Origin of the sequence: Corynebacterium sp. LK33 (assembly GCF_014334955.1) — a bacterium.
Taxonomy (GTDB): domain Bacteria; phylum Actinomycetota; class Actinomycetes; order Mycobacteriales; family Mycobacteriaceae; genus Corynebacterium; species Corynebacterium jeikeium_D.
The window spans coordinates 1-1,465 of the sequence record NZ_PDGU01000031.1; the positions used below are offsets into that span (position 1 = coordinate 1).

At 63.1% G+C, this 1,465-nt stretch carries 1 protein-coding gene; it reads right to left on the reverse strand.

All coding sequences use genetic code 11. The features are described from left to right. Nucleotides 1-13: 13 nt before the first annotated feature. Entirely contained in the window at nt 14-1,327 is a 1,314-nt protein-coding gene (locus tag CRD20_RS10980) for an ISL3 family transposase (RefSeq protein WP_187405400.1), read from the reverse strand. Nucleotides 1,328-1,465 lie beyond the last annotated feature (138 nt).

Below are 1,465 nucleotides of genomic sequence, written 5' to 3' on the forward strand. Positions count from 1 at the left end.
GGCTCTTCCGTTTTTAGAGTGCGTTGATCTTCCCCTGCAGCTGTCCGGAGTGGATCAAGCACCGCAAGATGTAGTGGTTGAGATTCCTGAAGCCCAGGGCGATCCCGCGCAGGTGCTCGAGCCTGCCGTTGATGGATTCGACCGGCCCGTTGGACGCGCCGATATCGAAGTAGGCCAACACGTCCTCACGTCGGCGCCACAAGGTGCGCCCCAGTTGGGCGAGCTCCTCCAGACCTGCGGGTAGTCCCTTACGCAGGCTGTTGATCACCCGGCTCATGAGCTTCTTGCCCTCTGATTTCTTCGGATGCCCGTACGCCGCGATCATGTCCTGGTAGAACAGCCAGGTCACCTCGAGTGCCACGTAGTCATCGTCGGTGGCCCATAACAGGTCGAGTCGTTGTTTCTGCCGCTGCGTGAGGTAGTTCGTCCTGGTCAACAAGGTCCGGCGGTACTTGTACAGCGGGTCGTCTTTGCGTCCGCGTCGTCCGGTGGTCTCTCGTTGGAGTCGCTGCCGACAGCCGGTGAGCTTGTCGGCAGCCAGATGGACTACGTGAAACGGATCCATCACCTTGGTCGCGTCCGGGAGGACCTGGTCGACGGCGGAGGCGTAGCCGGTGAAGCCATCCATGGTCACCACCTGCACTTGGCTGCGGAAGCTAGGGTCGCGTTCCTGCAGCCAGGTGCGCAGCACTTCCGCACTGCGTCCGGGACGCAGGTCCAGCAGTCGGGCCGGACCACGTCCGTCGACCAGTGGGGTGAGGTCGACGAGGATGGTCACCAGGTTCGACGGCTGACCGGGCTTTCGAGTGTGCTTCCAGACATGTTCATCGACGCCGAGGATGCGCACCCCGTCCAGGTGGTGCGGGTCGTCGTAGACAAGCTGGCGGCAGGCATCGCGTGCGACCTGGTTGACCAGGTCCCAGCCGATGCCGAGTGCTTTGGCGGTGGCAGAGACACTCATCCGGTCAATCGCCAGGCGCTGGAGGATCCAGCGGGTGACGCGGTGGGTGAGCTTGGATCCGTCATCCGCGCAGGCCAGGGATGTCTGGAAGATCTTCCTCGGACACGACGTGGCTGTGCACAGGAAGCGGGGAACGCGGACATCCAGGCGGGTGGGGAAGCCGACGACGGGAAGATCAACGAGCCGGCGGAGGATGTGATCGCGTAGCTTCCCTGGGTGCCCGCACTCGGGGCAGGTATTGCTCACGGCCACCGGTGCGGCATCGATGATGGTGATGGTGCCCGCGTCGGCGGCACCGGTGATCGTCAAGCCGATCTCGGCGGTGCGGCAGATGGTGTCGGCGACGAGGTTGCCAGTAGGCTTCACGGTGCGGGTCCCTGGTGTGTTCAGATGATTGTGTAGGAACTTTCATCTTCACACCGGGGACCCCTATATGTTGTGGTGACCCGCTGAACCCACCGTGGTCTTCTTCACCCCGCTACGCACTCCGAAACCGGAAGAGCC